Below are 21,263 nucleotides of genomic sequence, written 5' to 3'. Positions count from 1 at the left end.
TGGGATGGCCATCATGACGTGGCAAGCTGGGCCAGGGTCCAGTCGACCAGCTCGAAGGCAGCCCGGTCGGCGGCGCGACCGAAGGCATCGACCACGGCCTCGAGGCTGTCGTCATCGCTTGCGACCACCGCCTCGATGCGGCGGCTGGCCAGCACCTCGCGGCTGCCCTCGTCGAGCAGCTGGACCTCGAGGCGCAGCACCACCTCGGGCGTGCCCTCGCGGTAGCGGCTGTGGAAGGCTCCCAGGTGGCTCGCCAGGGCAGCGTCGCTGCGCGCCCGGCTGGTGTCGTCCACCACGGCGGCCAGGCGGCCATCGAGGCGGAAAGCCGCGAGCAGGTGGTCGCGCAGGAGTTGTGGGGCATCGTCGCGCCAGCGGGCCCTGGCATAGGCCTGGAACTCCCCGGGGGAGGGCATGACCAGCAGGCGCTGTCCATTCAGTGGCGCTCCGGCGCTGGGGGTATCGACCCGCAGAGTTAGGTCGTGGGTTACATCGGAAGCTACCGAACGTGTCGGTTCAGGCAGCATGAATAAACGTACCGGCTGCTGTTCGGGGAGCAGGCTGCAGCCCGCCAGCAGCAGAGCCATCAGCAGGGTTGGCAGTGCCGCGGCAAGGCGTGGCGAGAAGCGCAGGATCATGGGGTGAACTCCTGGATTGCGTCGCGGTTCAGCAGGGTGGCGGCGGGATTGTCCTCCAGGTCTCGCACCAGGCGGTTGAGGGCGCGCAGTGCGGCGTGCAGTTCGCGCATGGCCGGGTCAAGCTCGCCCACGCCCTGCAGACCACGGGCCAGCGAAGCTTCATGGGTATGGGTCAGGCGATCGATTCGCGCCGTAATGGCCTCCAGCGAGGCCATGGCACGCCGTGCACTCTGCAGGGTCGCGCGGCCCTGCTCGTCGAGCAAGGCGTTGGCCGTCTCGCCCAGGCGGTTGAAACCCTGCAGGGAAGCCTTGAGCTGTTCGCCAGCCTCACCGAAGCGCGCCATTACTTCGCCAAGGGTGGTGCGCTGATCGACCAGCGACTGCGAGGCGAGCTCCAGGTTGCCCAGGGTGCGCGTCAGGCGCTCGGCGTTCTCATCGGAGAGCAGCTGGTTGGCGTTGGTCAGCAACCGGTCCACCTGGGTGAAGAGCTCCTCGCTGTTGGAGAGCAGCGAACTCAGCGGCGAGGGCTCGGCCTGGATCAGCGGGGGATCCGCGCGGTCGCCCTCCAGGCGGGGACTCTGGGGTGTGCCGCCGGAGAGCTGGATGTTCATGGTGCCGGTGATATTGGCCAGCGCCAGGCTGGCGCGGGTGTCCTGCTTGATCGGGACGTCGCTGTAGACACGGATCAGCGCCCTCACCTGGCGCGGGTCCCGGGGGTCGAGGCGCAGCCTGACCACGTCGCCGACCTCGATGCCGCTGTACTGGACGGCATTGCCCTCGGAGAGCCCGCTGACCGCGCGGTTGAAGCCGACTTCGTACCAGGCATAGTCGCGATCGACGCTGGACTTGCCGAGCCACAGGGCGAACAGCAGCGCGCTGCCCAGGGTGATCACCGTGAACAGCCCGATCAGCACGTGGTGGGCGCGGGGTTCCATCGTCAGGGCTCCTCCACCGGGTGGGCCGCCCGCTGGGCGGCGCGGCCTCGGGGGCCATGGAAATAGTCGTGGATCCAGTCGTCGTCGGTGGCCGAGACGACGTCAAGGCAATCGGCGACCAACACCCGGCCACGCGACAGCACGGCCACCCGGTCGCAGGCGGTATAGAGGGTGTCCAGGTCGTGGGTGACCAGGAAGACGCTCAGCCCCAGGGCGTCGCGCAGGGTCAGGATCAGGCGGTCGAAGGCCGCTGCGCCGATCGGGTCCAGGCCCGCCGTCGGCTCGTCAAGAAACAGCACCTCCGGGTCGAGCGCCAGGGCGCGCGCCAGGGCCGCCCGCTTGATCATGCCACCGGAGAGCTCGGCAGGATACTGGATCGCCGCCTCCCCGGGCAGGCCGGCAAGCGCCAGCTTGACCCGGGCCAGGGTCTCGGCATCGGCGCGGGAGAGTCCGATATGCTCGATCAGCGGCAGGGCGACATTCTCCTGCAGGGTCAGTGAGGTGAACAGTGCCCCACGCTGGAAGAGCACCCCGAAACGGCGCTCCACCTGGGAGCGCTCCCGGGCCGAGAGACCCAGGAGGTCCTCGCCGAACACCTCGATCTGCCCGGCGCTGGGCCGCAGCAGGCCGACGATGCTGCGCAGCAGGACCGACTTGCCGGTGCCCGAACCGCCGACCACGCCGAGGATCTCGCCCGGGTAGAGGTCGAGGTCGAGCTCCTCGTGGACGCTGTGCTGGCCGAAGCGGTTGGCCAGCCCGCGGACCCGGATCAGTGGCGTTTCGTCCCTTGAGGTGCATGCCTCGCTCACCAGCCCATCTCCATGAAGAACAGCGCCGCCACCGCATCCAGCAGGATCACCACGAAGATCGACTGCACCACGCTCGAGGTGGTGTGCTCGCCCACGGACTGGGCGCTGCCGCTGACCTTGAAGCCCTCCAGGCAGCCGATCACCGCCACCAGGAAGGCGAACAGCGGCGCCTTGGACAGCCCTACCAGGAAGTGCTCGAGGGGGATGTCGCGCTGCAGGATAGCCAGGAACTGGGTGAGGGAGATGTCTAGGGCCAGCAGACAGACCAGGGCCCCACCGAGGATGCCGCTGAGCATGCCCACGAAGGTGAGGATTGGCAAGGTCAGCATCATCGCCAGCACCCGCGGCAACACCAGCAGCTCGATGGGGTCCAGGCCGAGGGTGCGCACGGCGTCGAGCTCCTCGTTGGCCTTCATGGCGCCGAGCTGGGCCGTGAAGGCGCTGGCGGTGCGACCGGCGAGCAGGATGGCGGCGAGCAGCACACCGAACTCGCGCAGGAAGGCGAAGGCGACCAGGTTGACGGTGTAGATGGTGGCGCCGAAGTCGCGTAGCACCGTGGCGCCCAGAAAGGCGATCACGGCGCCCACCAGGAAGGTCAGCAGGGCGACGATGGGCAGGGCGTTGAGGCCCGTCTGGTGCAGCTGGGCCACCACCGAGGTGAGGCGCCATCGGCCCGGCCGCCAGGCGGTGATGGCGAGGGTGGCGAGCACCTGGCCGATGAAGCCGAGCAGCTGGCGTTGCTGCTGCCAGAGCCCCTCGACGAGCTGGCCGGTCCGCGCCAGGCTGTCCCTCAGCGGCCGGACGCGGCGCGCTTCGGGCGGCCGATTGTCGGCCATCGCCTCGCCCAGGGTGCGCAGCAGGGCGCGGCGGCTCGCCGGCAGGTCGGGGGCCCAGTCGTCGATCGCGGCGAGCGGTCCGGCGCCGACTAGCTCCATCAGCAGCACGGCGCCGGCGGTATCCAGAGCGGAGAGCCGCTCGAGGTCGACCCCCTCGGAGGAGGGCTCGCGGGCCTGCGCCAGGTGCTCGACCTGGCGCTTCAGGGGCGCGTAGTGCACCAGGGTCCAGTCTCCGGCGATGGCCAGACGGCCGTCCTGCTGGTTGATGTGGCCTGGCTCGGTCATGGGCAATGGCGTCTCGGGTGTGTCATGGTAGCCGATGGTATCAGCTTTGAGTCCCTTTATATGCGGCGTTATATCAGGCTTTGATTTCAGCTCAGCCTGCGCCGATCGCCTTGAGCCAGCGTAGCCCCCGCTGCCACCAACTCGAGACCCTGCCGGCGGAACCAGGCAACAGGCCGCGCTGGGGCTGCTCGAGGAAATCGGCGATGGGGCGGACCTGGCTTGGCCGGTCGAGCATCGGGGCGTGGCCGCAACCGGGCGCCTCGAGGCTGACCAGGCCGGGCTGTGTCTTGGCCATGCGCATCACGTTTTCGGCCTTGAGCAGTGGTGAGTCCGCGCCATGCACGACCATCAGCGGGCAGCGGATCGCCGCCCAGTCGGCCCAGGTGTCCCGGGGGGTGTCGTGGACGAATTGCTCGCCGATACGCGGATCATAGTGGTAGGTCCAGCTGCCGTCGGGCAGACGCCGGGCGCTGCCCAGGGCGAGGCGTCGCCAGGCGTCGTCGCCCTCGATGCCGAAACCCGTGTAGTGGCGCCTGAGCTCGGCCTCGAGCTCGCCGAAGCGAAAGAAGCGGTGGGGCACGCCGAAGTAGCTGGCCAGGCTCGCCAGACCGTCGGGATCGAGTTCCGGGCCCACGTCGTTGAGCACCAGGCGCTCGATGCGCGATGCCGTCTCGGGCTCGGCGGCCAGCAACATGCCGATCAGCCCGCCCATGGAGGTGCCCACCCAGGGCACCTGCGCGAGCTCAAAGTGGTCGAGTACCGCCACTGCTACCTTCATGTAGTGGGTGTAAAGATAGTCGTGGGCGGGGTAGAGCGACCAGCTCGACAGGCCGCGTCCTGGTGTGTCCGGGGCCAGGACCCGCCAGTCGGGGCCCAGCACGCGGGCGAAGTCCTCGAAGTCACCGCCGTGGCGGGCCAGGCCGTGCCAGGCGACAACGGTGCGCGGCGCCTCGGGGTGCCAGATGCGCACGGCAATCTCCAGCTCCCTTACCCTGACGAGTTCCAGAGCGTCCATGGATTTTCTCTCTCAGTAGCCTATGCTGCAGGACGGCATAGCGGAATTTGCCCAGCCTTTCAGGTAGCATCCACATTTCCCGATGTCCCGGCAATGGGATTCAGCATCGAAACATGCGACAATGTATGTAAGCTGTCCGATCAGAACCCGAGGATGACTCGATGACACCTCACCGCACCCTGCGTCGTGCCCTGCTGCCGGCACTGATCGCGTCGACCTTCGCCTTGCCCCTGCAGGCGGCCGACCTGTTGACCATCACCCGCGACGCCCTGGAGTACAATGCCCAGCTGGCTGCGGCCCGTTCACAGACCGACAGCGTCGCGGCGGGGCGGGATGTGCAGCGCGCAGACCTGCTACCTCAGGTCGATGTTTCCAGTGACGTGACTCAGACACGTGACTATCAGGCTGACTCGAGTTCAAGCTCGACCTCGACCTCGAGCGATCTTTCCGCTTTAGGTGGCGTGACGTCAACATCTGGCTTGGGCGTCGAGGATGATCGCTTCACTACGACGAGTCTCTCGCTTAATGCTACCCAAGCCTTGTTTGATGCCCGCAACCGTCGCGAAGTCAACCGCGCCGAGAGTGCCCTTGACCAGCAGATCTACCAACTGGCCGCCACCGAGCAGCAGGTGCTGATTGACGTCTCCTCGGCCTACTTCGAGATCCTGCGGGCTTACGAGGTACTCGAGGCGCGGCGCGCCCAGGAGCGGGCCATCGGTCGACAGCTGGAACAGACCCGGGAGCAGTTCGAGGTGGGGCTGATCGCCATCACCGATGTGGAGGAGGCCCGGGCACGCTTCGACCAGGCCCGTGCTGAACGCATCGCGGCCGAGAGCGATCTGCAAGTCAATTTCGAGGCGCTGGAACGCCTGACCGGGAAGCGCTACGAGAGTATCGAGTCGCTGCAGGCGGCGCTTCCCGTCGAGCCACCGAGCCCCAGCGGGCGCGACCAGTGGGTCGCGCTGGCGATGGAGAATAGCCCGCTGATCCTGGCCCAGCAGGCCGGCGTGGAGATCTCGCGCGACGAGCTGTCGATCTCGCGGGCGGAGCGGTTACCGGTCGTCGAGGCCTTCGCCAACTATCGCTACAGCGATGGCAACAACCAGAGCTACGACGACAAGAGCTCACGCTCGCAGCTCGGCGTGAGTGTCTCCCTGCCGCTCTACACCGGGGGGCGCACCAGCGCCGACATTCGGCGGAGCACCTTCGACCTCGAATCGAGCCAGTATAACCTGGAGGACCAGCGGCGCAGCACCATCCAGCAGGTACGTTCCCGATATACGCAGGTCAGCAACGACGTCCTCACCGTCGAGGCGCGGGCGCAGGCCATCGTCTCCAACCGCAGCGCGCTTGAGGCCACCCGTGCCGGCTATGAGGTAGGCACGCGTAACATCGTCGATGTGCTCAACGCCGAGCAGAACCTTTACTCGGCCGTGGCCAACTACGCCGAGGCGCGCTACGACTACGTGATCGACCTGCTCACGCTTCGCCAGCAGGCGGGCACCCTGGACGTTGCCGCCCTCGAGGAGGTCAACGCCTGGCTTGACGGCGACCCTGTCGCTTTCACCCTGCCGGAGGTCAACACCGGCAGCCGCTACGATCGGGCGATGGATATCGGGGTGCCGCCGCTTCCCCGGGAATGATGTTTAGCAGTCTAAAATTTACATCCATACATGTATGGATGTAGGATTTGTTTACCTCTGACGACGCCAACGGGAACGACCGACACTATGAAAATGTTTTTCCGACACGGCCGGACGAACCTGCTCGTCTTTGCCGCGGCCCTGTTGCTGGCTGCCTGTGGCCAGGAGCAAGCCCCCCAGCAGGCTGCCGGCAACCAGGAGCAGCCGCCGCATCCGGTTGAAGTGACGACCATCGCCCGCCAAGATATCCCCTTGGATAAGACCTACCCTTCTTTGCTGCGCAGCGATAAAGAGGTCATTCTGGTGGCCCGTGTCACGGGTTTCCTCGAGCAGCGCCGTTTTGAGCCCGGTCAGTTGGTGGAAGAGGGGCAGAATCTCTACACCATCGAGCCGGACCTCTACCAGGCCGTGGTCAACCAGCGCGAGGCAGATCTGCAGAGCGCTCGCGCCGAGTTGGCCCGGGCCCAGCGGGATGCTGAGCGTTTCGAGCGGCTGCTGAGCCAGAACTCGGTGAGTCGGCAACAGTACGACCAAGCGCTGGCGGATATGCGTGTTGCCCAGGCCCGGGTCGCCCAGGCCGAGGCCGCCCTTGCCAGCGCCCAGATCGACCTGGACTATGCCGAGGTGACCGCACCGGTGTCGGGCCGGATCAGCCTCAGCCGCGTCAATGTCGGCAACCTGGTCAACCCGGGCACTGAACTCGCCATCATCACGCCCCTCGATCCCATCGAGGTTCGCTTCCAGCTACCCCAGGAGGACGCCTTCGCCCTGCGCCGCCAGCTAGGCGAGGAGTCCGTCGAGACGATCACCGCCGTGCTTCGCGTGCCCGGTGAGGAAGGTTCCGAGGGCGAGAGCCCCACCTTAGAGGGGCGCCTCGAATTCCTAGGCTCTCGGGTAGATGAGGCTACCAGCACTGTCCAGGCCAGTGCCACCTTTGCCAACCCGGGGGGTCGCGTGCTGCCCGGCCAGTTCGTGCAGGTGAGCCTGAAGGGTCTCAAGCGCTTTAACGTGCTGGCGGTACCCGAGATAGCCATCGGCCAGGGACTGATGGGCCCCCAGGTGTTCGTGCTTGATGAGCAGAATGTTGCCCGGGCCCGCACCGTGGAGCTGGGCGAGGTGGCGGGTCCCTGGCAGATCATCCGCGGCGGCCTTGAAGCTGGCGAGCGGGTGGTGGTCGGCAACCTCGCCGGCATCGAACCAGGCACGGCCATCGATCCCCAGCCCTTCAATGGCGACGCCCAGGCACTGATGGAGCGCGCCATGCAGACCGGGAAGCGGCAGCAGAGTGCTGGCGCGCCCAAAAGTGCCGACGCACAGCGTGGCCAGGCTGATACGGCGTCCGGCGCCGAGGCAGCGTCTGATAAGGCCGACGGAGGCGACAGCTGATGCCGTTCTCCAATTTCTTCATCCAGCGGCCGGTCTTCGCCACGGTGCTGGCGATCATCCTGACGTTGATTGGGGTGATGAGCATGCGGGTGCTGCCAATTGAGCAGTACCCGAGTGTGGTGCCGCCCACGGTCTCGGTGCAGGCCCAGTTCCCCGGCGCCGATGCCGAGACCGTGGCCCAGACGGTGGCCGCTCCCCTGGCTGAGGCGATCAACGGCGTCGAGAACATGCTCTACATGACCTCGACCAGCGCCGACAACGGCACCATGAGCCTCAGCGTGGCGTTCAACATCGGCACCGACGGCGACATCAATACCATCAACGTCAACAACCGCGTCCAGGGGGCGCTGTCGCAGCTGCCCGAGGAGGTGCAGGACCAGGGCGTCACCGTGGAGCTGAGCTCCAGCTCGATCCTGATGCTGGTGGCGCTTATCTCTCCAGAGGGTGACTACAACCGCATCTACATGCAGAACTACGCCACCCTCAACATTCTCGACGAGTTGCGCCAGGTACCAGGTGTTGGTAATGCCGAGGTGCTGGGCGGCGGCGAGTTCGCCATGCGCATCTGGATGGACCCGAACAAGCTGGCCCAGTACGATCTGACCCCCACCGAGGTAGCTGCCGCCATCCGTGCCCAGAACACTGAAGTGCCAGCGGGCAGCCTAGCGGCCACGCCGCAGAAGGACCCTCGCGCTTTCACCTACACCATCACCGCGGGCGGACGACTCAGCGACGTCGACGACTTCCGCGAGATATTCCTGCGTACCAATCCGGATGGCTCGTCGCTGCGCCTGCAGGATGTGGCGCGTATCGAGCTGGGTGCTTCCTTCTATGCTATCGATGCGCGCCTGAATGGCGCGACGATGACGCCGATCATCATCAATCAGCAGCCCGGCGCCAATGCGTTGGAAACGGCCGAAACCGTCAAGGCGACCATGGAGGAACTGGAAGGCCGCTTCCCGCCGGGGTTGGAGTACGTGGTGCCCTATGACACCACGCTGTTCATCGATGCCTCGGTAGAGACGGTTATAAAAACCTTCATCGAGGCCTTCCTGATCGTTGCGGTGATCCTGTTCGTGTTCCTGCAGAACTGGCGTTTCACGATCATTGCCATGTCGGTGGTGCCGGTCTCGGTGCTGGCGACCTTCGCCGGCTTCTTCGCCTTCGGCTTCTCCATCAACCTGCTGACGCTGTTCGCCCTGGTGCTCGCGATCGGCATCGTGGTGGACGACGCCATCCTGGTGGTGGAGAATGTCGAGCGGGTGCTCAGCGAGGACGAGGAGATCACCGTCACCCAGGCCACTATCCGCGCCATGAAGGAGGTGGGCGGCCCGGTCATTGCCACCTCGCTGATCATGGCGGCGGTGTTCGTGCCGGTAGCCTTCCTGGGCGGGTTTACCGGCCAGATCTATCAGCAGTTCGCGCTGACTGTGGCAATCTCGGTGACCTTCTCGGCGCTGATGGCGTTGACCTTCACCCCGGCCCTGTCGGCGATCTTCATCAAGCACAAGCCGACGGTGGGGCAATCAAGGCTGATGCGGGCTGTCTACACGCCGCTGCGTCTCTTCGATCGCTTGTTCGCCGCCATCACCGCTGCCTACATGTGGGTGGTCAAGGCCCTGGTGCGCTTCTGGGGCCTGGCGCTGTTGCTAACGGGGCTGGTGATCGGTGGCTCCTGGTGGCTCTATCAGATCACGCCCTCGTCCCTGGTGCCGGAAACCGACCAGGGCATCGTGCTGGCCAGCGTGCAGTTGCCGGATTCCGCCTCCCTGGCGCGCACCCAGGATTACATGGCCGAGCTGAGCAGCCGCGTCGAGGCGATTGAGGGGGTCCAGTACAGCTCCGCGGTGGCCGGCTATGACATCCTCTCTAGCGCCGTGAACACCGCGCGGGGCGTGATGTTCATCAACATGGACCCCTGGGACGAGCGCGAGCTCACTGCCGAAGAGCTGGTAGGCAGGATCATGCAGCTCGGCGCCCAGGTGCCCGGCGGCTCGGCGATGGCCTTCAACATGCCGCCGATCGTTGGGCTCTCCACCACCGGGGGCTTTACCGGCTACCTGCAGTCCTTCGAGGGGGCGAATTCCGAGGAGTTGTTCCAGGCTTCGATGAAAGTGATGCAGGCCGCGGACGAGCATCCGGCCCTGCAGCGGGTGTTCACCACCTTCAACGTCAACGTGCCGGGCTACCGGGCCGAGATCGACCAGCAGAAAGCGCTCAGCTACGGTGTGGCGCTGGAAGACCTCAACGCTACCCTGTCGAATACCTTCGGCAACGGCTTCGTCAACTACTTCAGCTACCAGAACCGCAACTTCCAGGTCTACCTGCAGAACGAGGACGAGTTTCGCCGGACCCCGGACGACATCAACAACGTCTATGTGCGCGGCGGCAACGGCGAGCGGATCCCGCTCTCGGAGTTCGTGACCCTCGAGCGCCAGGCCAAGCCGACGGTGGTATCGCGCTTCGGGGTCTATCTGGGCGCCCAGTTCCAGGGCAGCCCGGCACCGGGCTACAGCTCCGGCGAGGCGATCGCCGCCATGGAGGAGATCGTCCAGCAGACCCTGGGCAGCGACTGGGGCATGGGCTGGACCGGCACCGCCTACCAGGAGACACAGATGGGCAGTACTGCCAATCTGGCGATCGTCTTTGGTCTGCTGATGGTGTTCCTGATCCTGGCGGCCCAGTACGAGAGCTGGTCGCTGCCGCTGGCGGTGCTCACCGCGACCCCGTTTGCGTTCCTCGGTGGCATCGGCGGCATCGCCCTGCGTGGGCTCGACATCAGTGTTTACGTGGAGATCGGCATGCTGGTGGTGGTGGGGCTGGCGGCCAAGAACGCCATCCTGATCGTCGAGTTTGCCGAGCTGCAGCGTAAGGAGGAGGGCAAGTCGATCCGCGAGGCGGCCATCACGGCGGCCCAACTGCGCTTCCGGCCCATCGTGATGACCTCGCTGGCCTTCATCCTCGGCACCCTGCCTTTGGCACTGGCCACTGGGGCGAGCGATACCAGTAGCCACCATATCGGCACCACCGTTGCCATGGGCATGGGGGCTGTGGCGATGTTGGGAAGTCTCTTCGTGCCGACCTTCTATGCCATGATCGCGGTGGTTTCTGACTGGCTGCAGCGCAAGGTGTTGGGAGGTGGCGGAGAGCATCGCCAGGTGGCAGGTACAGACCAGCCTTGAAGCCTGAGGCAAAAGCCTGGCGCTGGCCCCATGGCATCACGCAACAATAAAAGGGGCGCCCGCATCGCGGGCGCCCCTTTTTCCTATCAAGGGCCGGCCGGTGCACTTGCGAACCGGTCCATGACTCACATCAGGGCGGTGCGTTCTACTCCCACCATGGTCTACGCTGTAAAGAGAGACTCATTCGTTGGCAAAGTATTGCCGGGAGGTCCCCCATGGAAAACGTACGACAGATTGCCCTGAGCTTCCCGGTGGTGTTGTTTAGCGCGCTGCTGGCACTCACCGCCCTCTACTGGCTGCTGGTAGTCTTGCGACTGGCACCGGTAGAATTCTTCGAACACGATAGCCTCAAGGGCGACCACCTGGCCAGCACTTTGGTGGCACTGGGTTTCGCCGGGGTGCCGGCCTCCTTCGCGTTGACGGTGCTGCTGGTACTGGCGGGGGCCATCAGCCTGGGGGTGGAACTCGCCGTGCTGCGCTGGCTGCCGCTGGGGCTGTTCCGTATCCCGGTCGGGGTGGCGGTGCTATGGGGAGCCTTCGCGCTCGCCTCGCCGCTGGCCGCGGCGTTGTGCCATGGCCTGCATCGCTGGTTCCATCGTCATGCTCTGCAGCGGCGCTGCCTGCTGGGCGAAAAGGTAGAGGTGAGGGAAGAGGCGGATGCCGATGGCTGGGCCACGGCGAGACTGGTCGACGACCCGGCATGGCAGGTGCGCCTGCATGGCAAGCCCGGCAACCTGCCGCAGGTCGGCGAGCGTCGGGTGCTGGTCAAGTACGTGGCCGGGGAGGACGCCTACCGCAGCGTGCCGGAGGTCGAGTATCGCGAGGCACGGGCCCACCTCAGCCGGCTGCGCCTGCGCCAGGAGCGGGGTGGCCGGGGGAGGGACGGCGCCGCGGCCTCATCCTGACGCCGTGGCACGCATCAATGCCAGTTCGGTATCCAGCAGCAGCGTGCCGCGTTCAAGAAGCGAAAATTGCTCGTGGTTGCGCAGCCAATCGTAGAAGAGCCCGCCGAGCATCGCCTGCAACAGCTCGCCGGCCACCTCGGGGTCGAGCCCCGAACGCAACTGACCCAGCCGGGCCGCGCAGGTGAAGTAATCGGCCAGGGCACCGCAGGCTTCCTCGGCCATCTCGTTCTGCATGGCCAACGGGTCGATATCGCCGAAGACCTCGCAATGGTGGACAAGGATGGCATGCACGCGCCGATAGCGGGGCTGCTCGAGGCGCTCGAAACCCTTCAGGCAGGCCAGGCGGATCGCCTCGAGGGGACGCTCGGTAACGCTCGGGTCGCCGATTTCCTCCACCAGCTCCTGGAAGGGCATGCGAACGCGCTGCAGCATGGCCTGGAAAAGGTCGGCTTTGTTGCGAAAGTGCCAGTAGATGGCGCCGCGGGTCATGTCGGCATGACGGGCGATCTGTTCCAGAGAAGTACGTGCGACGCCCTTTTTGAGGAAGACCTCCTCGGCGGCGTCGAGTAGTGCTTCCCGCGTGGCGGCGGCCTCAGTCTTGGTGTGTCTGGCCATGTAAGCGGGCTCTCCAGCGTTTTGTTGATGCCTTTATTCTATCCGAGTTCTCTTGTTCTATCCGAGTTGTCTCGCTACTTACATACACTCTTGTATAGATGGCAACCTGCCGATCCGGTCGCACGCTCTCGTCTTTGGTGCGGCAGTAGCGTATAAGGAAGCCTTGAAAAACCCTGTTTTGTGATGCAAGGAGCGGCCATGGCTCGTGCCCCCTTCGAACTTGCCGATATCCGCGTGGCGGCGGGTTCGCGTACCCTGATCGACGTGCCGGTGGCGCGCTTATATACCCATGCACCACTCTACATTCCCGTCGAGGTGGTGCATGGACGTCAGTCGGGCCCAGTGCTGCTGGTGTGCGGCGGGATCCATGGCGATGAGATCAACGGCGTGGAGATCGTGCGTCGCCTGCTGCGCTCGAAGCAGATACAGGGATTGCGCGGTACCCTGATTGCAGTGCCGATCGTCAATGTTTTCGGTTTCGTGCAGCACAGCCGCTACTTGCCGGACCGCCGCGACCTCAATCGGTGCTTTCCGGGCAGCGAGTCAGGCTCCTTAGGTGGCCGTGTGGCAGCGCTGTTCCGCGAGCAGATCGTCGATCACGCCAGTCACATCATCGACCTGCACACTGGCGCTATCCACCGCACCAACCTGCCGCAGATTCGTGCCCAGCTGACGAGGGAGGGTGACACCGAACGCATGGCCAACGCCTTCGGGGCGCCGGTGATCCTCAACGCCGAGCTGCGCGAGGGCAGCCTGCGTCACTACGCCCAGAACCGTGGCATTCCGGTGCTTACCTACGAGGCCGGCGAGGCGCTGCGCTTCGATCAGTGGGCGATCACTCCCGGCGTGCGGGGCGTGCTACGGGTGATGCGTCGGCTGGGCATGCTGACCGGCGAGCATCGCCGCCGACCGGTGCCGGCTGCGGAGGTGGCCAACGGCTCGAGCTGGGCGCGGGCACCCATCGACGGCATCCTGCGTCCCCAGGTGCGCCTCGGTGCCCGGGTGGCCAAGGGCGAACTGCTGGGGCGCGTGGCCGACCCCTTCGGCAATGCCGAGGGCGAGGTGCGCGCGGTAGCTGATGGCATCGTCATCGGCATGAGTCGACTACCGCTGGCTAACGAGGGTGAGGCGCTCTTTAATATCGCCCGCTTTGACGCCATCGAGGAGGCCGAAAGTGCCATCGAGGACTTTCAGTCCAGCCTAGAGCCACCGCCCGACGCGCTCTATTGACACGCCTCGCCATGCCGTCGGTAACGGGCGCTCGAGCGCCGTTCGCATTCAGGGCACGGGAGCTGCCTCGCGTATGGGGACCAGCCCCAGGGCGTCGTCGAAGACCTGAAGGCCGGCGCCTTCACGATGGGCGTGCTCGGAGAGGTGGCGGCGAAACTTGCGGCCCCCCGGCTGGCTCTGGAAGAGCCCCAGCAGGTGGCGGGTGACATGATTGAGCTTGGCACCTTCCCCGAGGCGGCGGGCGATATAGGGGCGCAGCGCGCGGGCTGCGGCGTGGCGGCTTCCTGCCGGGCCAGGCTCGCCGTAGATATCCGCGTCGACGCCAGCCAGTAACCAGGGGTTCTGGTAGGCTTCGCGACCGACCATCACGCTGTCCACGAGATTGAGCTGTTCCCGGCACGCTTCCAGGGTCTTAAGGCCGCCATTGATGCCGATGTGCAGCTTGGGATGGCTCGCCTTGAGCCGATGGACACGGCCGTAATTGAGCGGTGGCACGTCGCGATTCTCCTTGGGGGAGAGCCCCTCGAGCCATGCCTTGCGAGCATGCACGATGAAGGTGTCGCAGCCAGCGTCGGCGACGGTGGCGATGAAGCGCTCGAGATCGGCATCCTCGTCCTGGTCGTCGATGCCGATGCGGCACTTGACCGTGACCGGGATCGACACTGCCTCGCGCATGTCGCGCACGGCGGCGGCCACCTTCTGCGGGTGGCCCATTAGGCAGGCGCCGATCAGGTTGTTCTGCACCCGGTCGCTGGGGCAGCCGACGTTAAGGTTGACCTCATCATAGCCCCACGCCTCGGCGATGGCCGCACACTCGGCGAGCTCGGCGGCGTCGCTACCGCCGAGCTGCAGGGCGAGGGGGTGCTCGACGTCGTCGTGGCCGAGGAATCGGTTACGCGGGCTGCCGTGCAGGATGGCGCCGGTGGTCACCATTTCGGTATAGAGCAGGGCGCGCCGAGTCAGGGTTCGGGCGAACGCGCGGTAGTCGCGGGTCGTCCAATCCATCATGGGGGCCACGGAGAAGGTTCTGTCGAGCTCAGTCATTAGCATCGCGGGAGTGTCGGTCAGGAAGGCGACTATACTAGCAGCACTGTTAAACTTCTGGTCAATGCTGACAGGTCATATGCTCGCAAGCCTTGAGGGCCTTTGCTGATGGATGAAATCCGGACACAAACAAACACCAAGGCCCGCATCAGCGGGCCTTGGTGGCTGGCGTCTTGCGGCGCCATGGGTCTGTCTGATCGGTATCAGAGAGCTTCGATGTTCGAAGCCTGCAGGCCTTTCTTGCCCTGAACCACATCGAAGGAAACCTGCTGGCCATCCTGAAGGGACTTGAAGCCGTCTGCCTTGATCTCGGAGAAGTGGGCGAAGAGGTCATCGCCACCGTCGGTAGGAGTGATGAAGCCGAAGCCTTTTGCGTCGTTGAACCACTTGACTGTGCCAGTAGACATGGTGAGTCTCCTTTCGCGCTGTGCGCTTGTTACAAATGACCGGGTAATGCCCCGAGTGCTAGTGGGTCAAACAAGGGGATATAACCAGACAACCGAAAGGATTCGACTACTACTGACAATATGCATCTTGCTTACCAACTGACGTCACTATGGCATGGATAAGGGCCGGGGTCAATGCCTTGTGCGACATCTGCTCGTCCCTACATGATAGAGCCTCCCCGTTTGCACTTGGCGTCTCTCGTCCATACTGAGCAACACTCATTTTCATGGCCACCGCATTCATGGCCACCAAAGGAGCCGAGCATGAGCGACGATCTCACTGAAAACCAGATGGAGCTGCTGGCGCGCGTGCTGCAGCATGGCGGGACCCTGGCCTCTCCGTTCGGACATCCGGGTGAGGACAGCCTGCTGGAGGAGGTGCTGGAAGATATCGATACCTTGGAGGCGAGGGGGTTGATCATGGTCAACCGGACGCGTGGCAGCGAAGAGCCTGAGCGTATCACCCTGAGTAGGGCGGGTTATGATGCCTTGGGGATGGCCTGAGACGGCATTCTCGTCTTGGCATGTCACGCAACCACGCCTCCCTCGTTGGCACACCAGCGCAGCGAGGGCGTTGGTCGCGGATCCTCCGTAGCGCCAGCAGCGATATGCTGTTTCATCAGGAATCGCAGTAAGCAGGGCAGTGTCCCTTCGGCAAGACCATTCATCACAGGAGGCAAGAGCATGACGGATCGAAAACAGCAACTGGAAATGTTGCGTGACGAGCTGATTGATCGGTTTAACCGCTACAAGGCCCACAAGGAGCAGCGGGGCGGTCCGCTGGACAAGGACATGGAGGAGCAGTCCATCGAGTTGCAAAATGATAATGTGATCGAGGCGCTCCAGCAGGAGGCTGAAGACGAACTCCGCCAGGTGGTACATGCGCTCGAGCGCATCGATGATGGCGAGGGCGATTGCTGTGAGCAGTGCGGCGAGGTCATCGATGCGCGCCGCCTGGCCGCTTTGCCCCAGACCACACTCTGTCGCGACTGCGCCGAGCGTACGCACTAGGGGTGGCAATGATGCTAGTCTGACCGCTCATCGACCGGGTGGGAGGCATGCATGATGGCGTGGTATCGAGCTATGGGAAGCGGCCTGCTGCTAGGATGGCTGGTCGGCTGTAGCAGTGGCGAGGAACAGGCGGTGTCAGCGCCAGCCGAGACGAATGCCGCTGCCGAGGTTCGCGAGCCAGCGTCGGAGGCCTTGCCCGAGGCGCCCGCCGTGCCGCCCTTCGACCAACCGGTGAATATCGATATTGATTCCCGTCTGGGCGCGGATCGGCGCCTGACGGTGGAAGGCGACACTAACCTCCCCGACGAGACCCGCCTGCAGGTGATCTTGGAGCGTGAGTTCAGTGGGATGCGCTGGCGAGAGCGTGTGTCAGTGACGGAGGGCGGCTTCGTGGCCGGGCCTTTCGGGCCCGGCAGTGGTCTACCGGACGGCGGCTATCGCGTCAGGGTCGATGTCCAGGCGGGCAGCGTTCAACCGCACTCGGTGCGTGAGCGGCTTGGCGAGAAAAACGAGCATCTCAGCGGCCCTCTGGTGGAGCGCTCACCCCATGGCCTGGGCAAGGTGGCTCGCTACAGCCAGCGCTTCCTGGTGGGTAACGAGACCCGGCACACGCTTGATCACGTTGAGGTGAAGGAGGTGGAATGAAGACTCATAGCGGATGGACGCGCCAGATCGCGACCAGCTTGCCGACCAGGTGGCAGTCTGGCGTCCATGCCATCGCGTGATCACAGATTTCTGACTGGAGGGTTAGTTCTCCGGTGGTACTTTGTTCGACTCGGCGTACCGTCAGCGTATCGTCATCCTTGATGAGATAGAGACCGGGCTGGCGGAAGAGATCGCTGGGCGCGATAGCGACCAGATCACCCTCTTCGAGAAAGTCGAAGCATTCGCCTGGGGCGGGTGTAACCAGCTGGCAGTCACCGTCCCAGTATTGATTGGGAATCATCTCGATGGGTAGATCGATGCCCTTGTGCTGGCCTTGCTGCCAGGGCAGCGGCAGGTTGCTGCGCAGGTAGAGCGGCGTGATCTTGGTGCTGGGCTCCTCGAGCAGCCTCGATAGCGGGCAGTTCAGGGCCTGGGCCAGAGCCACCAGGCGTTCGTGGCCGATCTGTCGGATGGCACCAGACTCCCAGTAAGAGATGGTCACGTCGGACACGCCAACTCTGCGCGCGAGAGCCGCCTTGTTGAGCTTGGCCTCCTGCCTGAGTTCCTTGATCCGAGGGCCGAGTGTAGCCATTGCAGCTCCCTGTAGGTGAATGCGTTGGGCGATCATCTGTGATCGATTCTTGACGTGCAAGGCCGTGCCTCAACGCTAATTCCGCCCTATTTCAGGCGGCCCTAGCGCGCCGGATCAGGGAGGAGAGTGGCCGGTACGGCTGCCCGGCGCCGGTGAGGTGCGTATAATGCGGGGGCATTCGCCTGCTCGCCAGGGCAAGTCCCACCCCATCGATAGGACCAAGGACGACATGACCGTACGCACCCGTATCGCGCCCTCACCCACTGGCGACCCCCATGTGGGCACCGCCTATATTGCCCTGTTCAACCTCTGCTTCGCCCGCCAGCATGGGGGGCAGTTCATCCTGCGCATCGAAGATACCGACCAACTGCGCTCGACCGAGGAATCCGAGCAGATGATTCTCGATTCGTTGCGCTGGCTGGGGCTGGAGTGGGACGAGGGGCCGGATGTGGGTGGCCCCCATGGCCCCTATCGCCAGAGCGAGCGTGGCGACATCTACGCGGAGTACGCCCGGCAGCTGGTGGAGGCCGGTCATGCCTTCAAGTGCTACCGCACCAGCGAGGAGCTCGACGAGCTGCGCGAGGCGCGCAAGGCCGCTGGCATGCACGTGGCCCTCAAGCCCGCCGACCTCGCCCTGCCTGCCGAGGAGCATGCGCGTCGCGAGAAGGCCGGCTGGCCGCATGTGGTGCGCATGCAGGTACCCGCCACCGGCAGCTGCGTGATCGAGGACATGCTGCGTGGCCAGATCGAGGTTGATTGGGCTCAGGTGGATGCGCAGATCCTGCTCAAGTCGGATGGTATGCCCACTTACCACCTGGCCAATGTGGTTGATGACCACCTGATGGGTATCACTCATGTGCTACGTGGCGAGGAGTGGATCAACTCGGCCCCCAAGCATCAGTTGCTCTATGAGTATTTCGGCTGGCCCATGCCGCGACTCTGCCACATGCCACTGCTGCGCAATCCCGACAAGTCAAAGCTCTCCAAGCGCAAGAATCCAACTTCCATCAACTACTACCGGCGCATGGGTTTCCTCCCCCAGGCGGTGATCAACTACCTGGGCCGCATGGGTTGGTCGATGCCGGACGAGCGCGAGAAGTTCAGCCTCGACGAGATGATGAGCCACTTCGATATCCAGCGCGTGTCGCTAGGCGGGCCGGTATTCGACCTGGAGAAGCTGACTTGGCTTAATGGGGTCTACATTCGCGAGGATCTCGATAACAAGGCCTTCCTTGAGGCGCTGATGGAGTGGGCCTTCAATGAGGAGTATGTCAGCCAGATCCTGCCCCAGGTGCGCCCGCGGGTAGAGACGCTTTCGCAGGTAGCGCCCCTGGCCGGCCACTTCTTCTCAGGTCTGCCGTCCATTGATGAGGCGAGCTTCGAAGAAGTCAAGCTTTCCCGCGAGGAGATGCTCAAGCTGTTGCAGTTCCTGATCTGGCGCTTCGAGCTCGTTCCATCCTGGTACAAGGAGGCGCTGCTGGAGGAGGTCAAGACCCTGGCCGGGCACTTCGAGCTGAAGATGAAAGTCTTGCTTGCGCCGGTGTTCATTGCCATCACCGGCTCCTCCACGAGTACTTCGGTGATGGACGCCATGACAATCCTTGGCTCCGACATGACCCGGGCGCGCCTGCGCCACGCCATCGAAGTGCTGGGTGGTATCTCCAAGAAGCAGGCCAAGCGCTTCGAGAAGGAATTTCGCGAGCTGGAGTGATTTCCTGTTGACGAAGATGGGGCTTATCAGTAACCTACGCTCCGTCTTCAAGAGATTGGGGCCTTAGCTCAGCTGGGAGAGCGCGACACTGGCAGTGTCGAGGTCAGCGGTTCGATCCCGCTAGGCTCCACCATTATCTCGCACTGAAGGCGCTGCGTCCCATTCGTCTAGTGGTCTAGGACACCGCCCTTTCACGGCGGTAACAGGGGTTCGAACCCCCTATGGGACGCCATTCTCCTCTGATGTCATTTTCCTCTTTAACCGCATTATTTTGTTTTGGCATTTTGCCCAGCAGTTTTGCGGATCCCCTGCCGAGCCCTGATGCATTTCCCTGGCTGACTTGTCGCCTCGTCAGATGCGCTGTCATGTCAGTATATCTCGTATCCAGAGGCTAAATTTGCGGCGATTGCGGCTTGACATCGTCTTTGACTTGTCCACTTTCCCTCATGTCGCCGACCGGCCTGTGCATAGTCATCCCGCTAACCCGCATGGTTGCGGCCTTTCTGATTTAATTCTTTTATTTCAATGAGTTATGATAGATCAAAAAATGATCAATCTAAGCCAGTCCCGCTCCCCATGGCGATTGTGCGACCTTTTCGAGAGGTTTTGAACAGGCTTATCCACAGAATGTGTGGAAAACAGCAAGGCCCCCGAGGAGCGGGTATCGGGGTAAAAGTCAACCAGAATGAATGCCCTGTCCCGTACTTGGCGGTGAGGGTAAGGAGCTGACGCAATGCTGGCAAATACACAAAAGCCGCCCGGAGGCGGCCTGCTGGTCAGTGTCGTCGCGAGTCGTTGTGTGGTTCAGCGTGCTGGGTAGTCGCGCTGGGTGTGGCCGGTGTAGAGCTGACGCGGACGACCGATCTTGTAGCTATCGCTGAGCATCTCGTGCCAGTGGGAGATCCAGCCGATGGTGCGAGACACGGCAAAGATCACCGTGAACATGTTCTTGGGGATGCCCATCGCCTTGAGGATGATGCCGGAGTAGAAGTCGACATTCGGGTACAGCTGGCGCTCAATGAAATAGTCGTCCTCCAGGGCGATCTGCTCCAGGCGCTTGGCGATCTTCAGCTGCGGGTCGTCGGCCATGCCCAGTTCGGCCAGCACCTCGTCGCAGGTCTCCTTCATCACCTTGGCGCGCGGGTCGAAGTTGCGGTACACGCGGTGCCCGAAGCCCATCAGCTTGAAGGGGTCATCCTTGTCCTTGGCGCGGTCGATGAAGCGCTGGATGTTCTCCTCGGAGTCGTCGCCGATTTCGTCAAGCATGTTCAGCACCGCCTCGTTGGCGCCGCCGTGAGCCGGGCCCCACAGAGCGGCGATGCCGGCACTGATGCAGGCGAAAGGGTTGGCACCAGTGGAGCCCGCCAGGCGCACCGTGGAGGTGGAGGCGTTCTGCTCGTGGTCCGCATGCAACATGAAGATGCGGTCCATGGCCTTGGCGTAGACCGGGTTTATCTGGTATTCCTCACAGGGATTGCTGAACATCATGTAGAGGAAGTTCTCTGCATAGTTCAGGTCGTTGCGCGGGTAGTTGAAGGGCTGGCCGATGTTGTATTTATAGGACATTGCGGCGATGGTCGGCATTTTGGCGATCAGGCGGATGGCACTGATCTCGCGATCCTTCTGCACCGTGATGTCCATGTGGTCGTGGTAGAAGGCGGCTAGGCCGCCGACTACGCCACACAGGATCGACATCGGATGAGCATCGCGGCGGAAGCCCTTGAAGAAGTTGTTGATCTGGTCGTGGACCATGGTGTGATTACGGATCCGCGACGCGAAGTCATTGTACTGGGCGTCGTTGGGCAGCTCGCCGAACATCAGCAGATAGCTGAGCTCAACGAAGTTGGATTCCTTGGCTAGCTGATCGATCGGGTAGCCGCGGTGCAGCAAAACTCCTTTGCCGCCATCGATATAGGTGATCGCCGACTGACAGGAGGAGGTTGCCATGAAGCCGGGATCGTAGGTGAAGAGGCCTTCGGCGACGAGTTTGCGTACGTCGATCACGTCAGGTCCCAGGGTGCCAGAGTAGATCGGTAGTTCAATCGGCTGATCCAGACCGTCTACCGTCAGTGTCGCTTTCCTGTCAGCCATGCTGGCCTCCTCTCGGGTTCATGATGGGACGATACAGGGGTGATTCCGCTGCTGCTGCCGGCGAAATGAGATGCTGCCGGCGAAAAGATCAGCCCACTATAGAAGCGTGCCAGCGATTGTCAATTCCCCTTACGAGCAGGCGTCAATGTACGTTAGCTTTATCATTTGTAATATATCTGTATGAATAATGGTGCTTTGCACCATGGCGGTGCGCTTTGGCGACGGTCAACGCTGGCGAAGGCCTGGG

At 63.7% G+C, this 21,263-nt stretch carries 19 protein-coding genes and 2 tRNA genes; 11 read left to right on the top strand and 10 right to left on the bottom strand.

Features of this window, described 5'->3' with window-relative positions; all coding sequences use genetic code 11:
* Positions 1 to 11: 11 nt before the first annotated feature.
* The 5 genes from DFO68_RS08945 to DFO68_RS08925 all read right to left on the bottom strand — a co-directional run bounded on the left by DFO68_RS08945 (position 12) and on the right by DFO68_RS08925 (position 4,515).
* Entirely contained in the window at positions 12 to 635 is a 624-nt protein-coding gene (locus DFO68_RS08945) for an ABC-type transport auxiliary lipoprotein family protein (protein WP_133483312.1), read from the bottom strand.
* Positions 632 to 1,570 carry an MlaD family protein gene (locus tag DFO68_RS08940; protein WP_133483311.1) on the bottom strand — a complete coding sequence of 313 codons (939 nt, stop codon included), beginning with the start codon at positions 1,568 to 1,570 and terminating at the stop codon, positions 632 to 634. The genes DFO68_RS08945 and DFO68_RS08940 overlap by 4 nt, the downstream gene beginning before the upstream one ends.
* 2 nt (positions 1,571 to 1,572) lie before the next feature.
* Positions 1,573 to 2,379: an ABC transporter ATP-binding protein gene (locus DFO68_RS08935; protein ID WP_166637546.1), complete on the bottom strand. Its 807-nt coding sequence runs from the start codon at positions 2,377 to 2,379 to the stop codon at positions 1,573 to 1,575.
* Entirely contained in the window at positions 2,376 to 3,500 is a 1,125-nt protein-coding gene (locus DFO68_RS08930; RefSeq protein ID WP_133483310.1) for an ABC transporter permease, read from the bottom strand. Before DFO68_RS08930 ends, DFO68_RS08935 begins: the two co-directional genes overlap by 4 nt.
* A gap of 91 nt (positions 3,501 to 3,591) precedes the next feature.
* Positions 3,592 to 4,515 (bottom strand): alpha/beta fold hydrolase, encoded by a 924-nt coding sequence (locus DFO68_RS08925; protein WP_133483309.1) that lies wholly within the window; start codon positions 4,513 to 4,515, stop codon positions 3,592 to 3,594.
* 161 nt (positions 4,516 to 4,676) lie between these two features.
* On the opposite strand from DFO68_RS08925, the gene DFO68_RS08920 reads away from it, so the two are divergent.
* The 4 genes from DFO68_RS08920 (at position 4,677) to DFO68_RS08905 (ending at position 11,631) form a co-directional block, all read left to right on the top strand.
* The gene (locus tag DFO68_RS08920; RefSeq protein ID WP_133483308.1) at positions 4,677 to 6,158 is read left to right on the top strand and encodes a TolC family outer membrane protein; all 1,482 of its coding nucleotides are present in this window, start codon (positions 4,677 to 4,679) and stop codon (positions 6,156 to 6,158) included.
* 87 nt (positions 6,159 to 6,245) lie between these two features.
* On the top strand, positions 6,246 to 7,544 hold the full coding sequence (locus tag DFO68_RS08915; RefSeq protein ID WP_133483307.1) for an efflux RND transporter periplasmic adaptor subunit: 1,299 nt from the start codon (positions 6,246 to 6,248) through the stop codon (positions 7,542 to 7,544).
* Positions 7,544 to 10,726 carry an efflux RND transporter permease subunit gene (locus tag DFO68_RS08910; RefSeq protein WP_133483306.1) on the top strand — a complete coding sequence of 1,061 codons (3,183 nt, stop codon included), beginning with the start codon at positions 7,544 to 7,546 and terminating at the stop codon, positions 10,724 to 10,726. Before DFO68_RS08915 ends, DFO68_RS08910 begins: the two co-directional genes overlap by 1 nt.
* Positions 10,727 to 10,941: 215 nt before the next feature.
* Positions 10,942 to 11,631, top strand: a complete 690-nt coding sequence (locus DFO68_RS08905) for a hypothetical protein (protein ID WP_133483305.1) — start codon at positions 10,942 to 10,944, stop codon at positions 11,629 to 11,631.
* Here the strand turns inward: DFO68_RS08905 and DFO68_RS08900 are convergent.
* A complete protein-coding gene (locus tag DFO68_RS08900; RefSeq protein ID WP_133483304.1) occupies positions 11,623 to 12,246 on the bottom strand; it encodes a TetR family transcriptional regulator in 624 nt (207 codons plus the stop codon). The genes DFO68_RS08905 and DFO68_RS08900 overlap by 9 nt on opposite strands.
* Positions 12,247 to 12,444: 198 nt before the next feature.
* Here DFO68_RS08900 and DFO68_RS08895 point away from each other — a divergent pair, with 198 nt between their 5' ends.
* Positions 12,445 to 13,476, top strand: a complete 1,032-nt coding sequence (locus DFO68_RS08895; protein WP_133483303.1) for a succinylglutamate desuccinylase/aspartoacylase family protein — start codon at positions 12,445 to 12,447, stop codon at positions 13,474 to 13,476.
* A 48-nt stretch (positions 13,477 to 13,524) separates the two neighbouring features.
* Here the strand turns inward: DFO68_RS08895 and dusA are convergent, their stop codons facing one another.
* On the bottom strand, positions 13,525 to 14,520 hold the full coding sequence (gene dusA / locus DFO68_RS08890; protein ID WP_133483302.1) for a tRNA dihydrouridine(20/20a) synthase DusA: 996 nt from the start codon (positions 14,518 to 14,520) through the stop codon (positions 13,525 to 13,527).
* 203 nt (positions 14,521 to 14,723) lie between these two features.
* Complete coding sequence (locus DFO68_RS08885; protein ID WP_133483301.1) at positions 14,724 to 14,927, bottom strand: cold-shock protein; 204 nt, start codon at positions 14,925 to 14,927, stop codon at positions 14,724 to 14,726.
* A 303-nt stretch (positions 14,928 to 15,230) separates the two neighbouring features.
* Between DFO68_RS08885 and DFO68_RS08880 the strand changes: the two genes are divergently transcribed.
* From DFO68_RS08880 to DFO68_RS08870, 3 genes are all read left to right on the top strand, one after another.
* The gene (locus DFO68_RS08880) at positions 15,231 to 15,470 is read left to right on the top strand and encodes a hypothetical protein (protein ID WP_133483300.1); all 240 of its coding nucleotides are present in this window, start codon (positions 15,231 to 15,233) and stop codon (positions 15,468 to 15,470) included.
* Between the two features lie 180 nt (positions 15,471 to 15,650).
* Entirely contained in the window at positions 15,651 to 15,977 is a 327-nt protein-coding gene (locus DFO68_RS08875; RefSeq protein WP_133483299.1) for a TraR/DksA family transcriptional regulator, read from the top strand.
* 51 nt (positions 15,978 to 16,028) lie between these two features.
* The gene (locus DFO68_RS08870) at positions 16,029 to 16,622 is read left to right on the top strand and encodes a hypothetical protein (RefSeq protein ID WP_133483298.1); all 594 of its coding nucleotides are present in this window, start codon (positions 16,029 to 16,031) and stop codon (positions 16,620 to 16,622) included.
* A 4-nt stretch (positions 16,623 to 16,626) separates the two neighbouring features.
* On the opposite strand, the gene DFO68_RS08865 is transcribed toward DFO68_RS08870, so the two are convergent.
* On the bottom strand, positions 16,627 to 17,214 hold the full coding sequence (locus tag DFO68_RS08865; RefSeq protein ID WP_166637545.1) for a helix-turn-helix domain-containing protein: 588 nt from the start codon (positions 17,212 to 17,214) through the stop codon (positions 16,627 to 16,629).
* A 229-nt stretch (positions 17,215 to 17,443) separates the two neighbouring features.
* Here DFO68_RS08865 and gltX point away from each other — a divergent pair, with 229 nt between their 5' ends.
* From gltX to DFO68_RS08850, 3 genes are all read left to right on the top strand, one after another.
* Positions 17,444 to 18,925: a glutamate--tRNA ligase gene (gltX, locus tag DFO68_RS08860; RefSeq protein WP_133483296.1), complete on the top strand. Its 1,482-nt coding sequence runs from the start codon at positions 17,444 to 17,446 to the stop codon at positions 18,923 to 18,925.
* Between the two features lie 57 nt (positions 18,926 to 18,982).
* Positions 18,983 to 19,058, top strand: a tRNA-Ala gene (locus DFO68_RS08855).
* Between the two features lie 23 nt (positions 19,059 to 19,081).
* Positions 19,082 to 19,157, top strand: a tRNA-Glu gene (locus DFO68_RS08850).
* Positions 19,158 to 19,729: 572 nt separating this feature from the next.
* Here the strand turns inward: DFO68_RS08850 and gltA are convergent.
* A complete protein-coding gene (gltA, locus tag DFO68_RS08845; protein ID WP_133483295.1) occupies positions 19,730 to 21,016 on the bottom strand; it encodes a citrate synthase in 1,287 nt (428 codons plus the stop codon).
* Positions 21,017 to 21,263: the final 247 nt, after the last annotated feature.

Source organism: Halomonas ventosae (assembly GCF_004361885.1).
GTDB lineage: Bacteria > Pseudomonadota > Gammaproteobacteria > Pseudomonadales > Halomonadaceae > Halomonas > Halomonas ventosae_C.
The sequence above is the reverse complement of the archived record's forward strand: the minus strand, read 5'-3'. Positions and strand labels throughout refer to the sequence as shown.

Bases quoted from the DNA above. Each gene is read 5' to 3' on its own strand.
- DFO68_RS08900 (WP_133483304.1), bottom strand. From the start codon at position 12,246: ATGGCCAGACACACCAAGACTGAGGCCGCCGCCACGCGGGAAGCACTA.
- DFO68_RS08885 (WP_133483301.1), bottom strand. From the start codon at position 14,927: ATGTCTACTGGCACAGTCAAGTGGTTCAACGACGCAAAAGGCTTCGGC.
- DFO68_RS08930 (WP_133483310.1), bottom strand. From the start codon at position 3,500: ATGACCGAGCCAGGCCACATCAACCAGCAGGACGGCCGTCTGGCCATC.
- dusA (WP_133483302.1), bottom strand. From the start codon at position 14,520: ATGACTGAGCTCGACAGAACCTTCTCCGTGGCCCCCATGATGGATTGG.
- DFO68_RS08895 (WP_133483303.1), top strand. From the start codon at position 12,445: ATGGCTCGTGCCCCCTTCGAACTTGCCGATATCCGCGTGGCGGCGGGT.
- DFO68_RS08940 (WP_133483311.1), bottom strand. From the start codon at position 1,570: ATGGAACCCCGCGCCCACCACGTGCTGATCGGGCTGTTCACGGTGATC.
- DFO68_RS08905 (WP_133483305.1), top strand. From the start codon at position 10,942: ATGGAAAACGTACGACAGATTGCCCTGAGCTTCCCGGTGGTGTTGTTT.
- gltA (WP_133483295.1), bottom strand. From the start codon at position 21,016: ATGGCTGACAGGAAAGCGACACTGACGGTAGACGGTCTGGATCAGCCG.
- DFO68_RS08910 (WP_133483306.1), top strand. From the start codon at position 7,544: ATGCCGTTCTCCAATTTCTTCATCCAGCGGCCGGTCTTCGCCACGGTG.
- DFO68_RS08865 (WP_166637545.1), bottom strand. From the start codon at position 17,214: ATGGCTACACTCGGCCCTCGGATCAAGGAACTCAGGCAGGAGGCCAAG.
- DFO68_RS08875 (WP_133483299.1), top strand. From the start codon at position 15,651: ATGACGGATCGAAAACAGCAACTGGAAATGTTGCGTGACGAGCTGATT.
- gltX (WP_133483296.1), top strand. From the start codon at position 17,444: ATGACCGTACGCACCCGTATCGCGCCCTCACCCACTGGCGACCCCCAT.
- DFO68_RS08920 (WP_133483308.1), top strand. From the start codon at position 4,677: ATGACACCTCACCGCACCCTGCGTCGTGCCCTGCTGCCGGCACTGATC.
- DFO68_RS08915 (WP_133483307.1), top strand. From the start codon at position 6,246: ATGAAAATGTTTTTCCGACACGGCCGGACGAACCTGCTCGTCTTTGCC.
- DFO68_RS08870 (WP_133483298.1), top strand. From the start codon at position 16,029: ATGATGGCGTGGTATCGAGCTATGGGAAGCGGCCTGCTGCTAGGATGG.
- DFO68_RS08880 (WP_133483300.1), top strand. From the start codon at position 15,231: ATGAGCGACGATCTCACTGAAAACCAGATGGAGCTGCTGGCGCGCGTG.
- DFO68_RS08945 (WP_133483312.1), bottom strand. From the start codon at position 635: ATGATCCTGCGCTTCTCGCCACGCCTTGCCGCGGCACTGCCAACCCTG.
- DFO68_RS08925 (WP_133483309.1), bottom strand. From the start codon at position 4,515: ATGGACGCTCTGGAACTCGTCAGGGTAAGGGAGCTGGAGATTGCCGTG.